The organism is Rossellomorea pakistanensis (genome assembly GCF_016908495.1).
In the GTDB taxonomy this organism is placed as follows: Bacteria; Bacillota; Bacilli; order Bacillales; family Bacillaceae_B; genus Rossellomorea; species Rossellomorea pakistanensis.
In genome coordinates, this window is record NZ_JAFBDZ010000015.1 from 1 (window position 1) to 2,757 (window position 2,757).

The following is a 2,757-nucleotide window of genomic DNA, read 5'->3' on the forward strand; positions in this document are numbered from 1 at the left end:
TTGAAAACTAGATAAAGAGTATGAAAGTCAAGAAAGAAACCGAGTATCGCCATTTTAGGTTTTCAAACCAATTAGGCAAATCGTACGATTTGTTTTCGGTTAAGTTAATAAGGGCGCACGGTGGATGCCTTGGCACTAGGAGCCGATGAAGGACGGGACTAACACCGATATGCTTCGGGGAGCTGTAAGTAAGCTTTGATCCGGAGATTTCCGAATGGGGAAACCCACTGTTCGTAATGGAACAGTATCTATATTTGAATACATAGGATATAGAAGGCAGACCCGGGGAACTGAAACATCTCATTACCCGGAGGAAGAGAAAGCAAATGCGATTCCCTGAGTAGCGGCGAGCGAAACGGGATTAGCCCAAACCAAGAGGCTTGCCTCTTGGGGTTGTAGGACACTCTATACGGAGTTACAAAGGAACGGAGTAGATGAAGAAGTCTGGAAAGGCTCGTCACAGAAGGTAACAACCCTGTAGTCGAAACTTCGTTCCCTCTTGAGTGGATCCTGAGTACGGCGGGACACGTGAAATCCCGTCGGAAGCTGGGAGGACCATCTCCCAAGGCTAAATACTCCCTAGTGACCGATAGTGAACCAGTACCGTGAGGGAAAGGTGAAAAGCACCCCGGAAGGGGAGTGAAAGAGATCCTGAAACCGTGTGCCTACAAGTAGTCAGAGCCCGTTAATGGGTGATGGCGTGCCTTTTGTAGAATGAACCGGCGAGTTACGATTTCATGCGAGGTTAAGTTGGTAAGACGGAGCCGTAGCGAAAGCGAGTCTGAATAGGGCGAAAGAGTATGAGGTCGTAGACCCGAAACCAGGTGATCTACCCATGTCCAGGGTGAAGTCCAGGTAACACTGGATGGAGGCCCGAACCCACGCACGTTGAAAAGTGCGGGGATGAGGTGTGGGTAGCGGAGAAATTCCAATCGAACTTGGAGATAGCTGGTTCTCTCCGAAATAGCTTTAGGGCTAGCCTCAAGGTAAGAGTCTTGGAGGTAGAGCACTGTTTGGACTAGGGGCCCTCATCGGGTTACCGAATTCAGACAAACTCCGAATGCCAAAGACTTGTCCTTGGGAGTCAGACTGCGAGTGATAAGATCCGTAGTCGAAAGGGAAACAGCCCAGACCACCAGCTAAGGTCCCAAAGTATACGTTAAGTGGAAAAGGATGTGGAGTTGCTTAGACAACCAGGATGTTGGCTTAGAAGCAGCCACCATTTAAAGAGTGCGTAATAGCTCACTGGTCGAGTGACTCTGCGCCGAAAATGTACCGGGGCTAAACGTATCACCGAAGCTGTGGATTGACACCTCAGGTGTCAGTGGTAGGAGAGCGTTCTAAGGGCTGAGAAGCTAGACCGTAAGGACTGGTGGAGCGCTTAGAAGTGAGAATGCCGGTATGAGTAGCGAAAGAAGGGTGAGAATCCCTTCCACCGAATGCCTAAGGTTTCCTGAGGAAGGCTCGTCCGCTCAGGGTTAGTCGGGACCTAAGCCGAGGCCGAAAGGCGTAGGCGATGGATAACAGGTTGATATTCCTGTACCACCTCTCTTCCGTTTGAGTAATGGGGGGACGCAGGAGGATAGGGTAAGCGCACTGCTGGATATGTGCGTCTAAGCAGTTAGGCTGATGATGAGGCAAATCCCGTCATCGTGAAGGCTGAGCTGTGATAGCGAGGGAAATATAGTACCGAAGTTCCTGATTCCACACTGCCAAGAAAAGCCTCTAGCGAGGAAGAAGGTGCCCGTACCGCAAACCGACACAGGTAGGCGAGGAGAGAATCCTAAGGTGAGCGAGAGAACTCTCGTTAAGGAACTCGGCAAAATGACCCCGTAACTTCGGGAGAAGGGGTGCTTTTTGAGGTGAATAGCCTCGAAAAGCCGCAGTGAATAGGCCCAGGCGACTGTTTAGCAAAAACACAGGTCTCTGCGAAGCCGTAAGGCGAAGTATAGGGGCTGACGCCTGCCCGGTGCTGGAAGGTTAAGGGGAGTGCTTAGCGCAAGCGAAGGTACGAACCGAAGCCCCAGTAAACGGCGGCCGTAACTATAACGGTCCTAAGGTAGCGAAATTCCTTGTCGGGTAAGTTCCGACCCGCACGAAAGGCGCAACGATCTGGGCACTGTCTCAACGAGAGACTCGGTGAAATTATAGTACCTGTGAAGATGCAGGTTACCCGCGACAGGACGGAAAGACCCCGTGGAGCTTTACTGTAGCCTGATATTGAATTTTGGTACAGCTTGTACAGGATAGGTAGGAGCCGTAGAAACCGGAGCGCTAGCTTCGGTGGAGGCGTCGGTGGGATACTACCCTGGCTGTATTGACATTCTAACCCTCGCCCCTGATCGGGGCGGGAGACAGTGTCAGGTGGGCAGTTTGACTGGGGCGGTCGCCTCCTAAAGAGTAACGGAGGCGCCCAAAGGTTCCCTCAGAATGGTTGGAAATCATTCGCAGAGTGTAAAGGCACAAGGGAGCTTGACTGCGAGACCTACAAGTCGAGCAGGGACGAAAGTCGGGCTTAGTGATCCGGTGGTTCCGCATGGAAGGGCCATCGCTCAACGGATAAAAGCTACCCCGGGGATAACAGGCTTATCTCCCCCAAGAGTCCACATCGACGGGGAGGTTTGGCACCTCGATGTCGGCTCATCGCATCCTGGGGCTGTAGTCGGTCCCAAGGGTTGGGCTGTTCGCCCATTAAAGCGGTACGCGAGCTGGGTTCAGAACGTCGTGAGACAGTTCGGTCCCTATCCGTCGTGGGCG

At 52.3% G+C, this 2,757-nt stretch carries 1 rRNA gene; it reads left to right on the top strand.

What is annotated here, in order from left to right:
• Positions 1 to 97: 97 nt before the first annotated feature.
• Positions 98 to 2,757 (top strand): 23S ribosomal RNA (locus JOC86_RS24475); the annotation flags it as partial.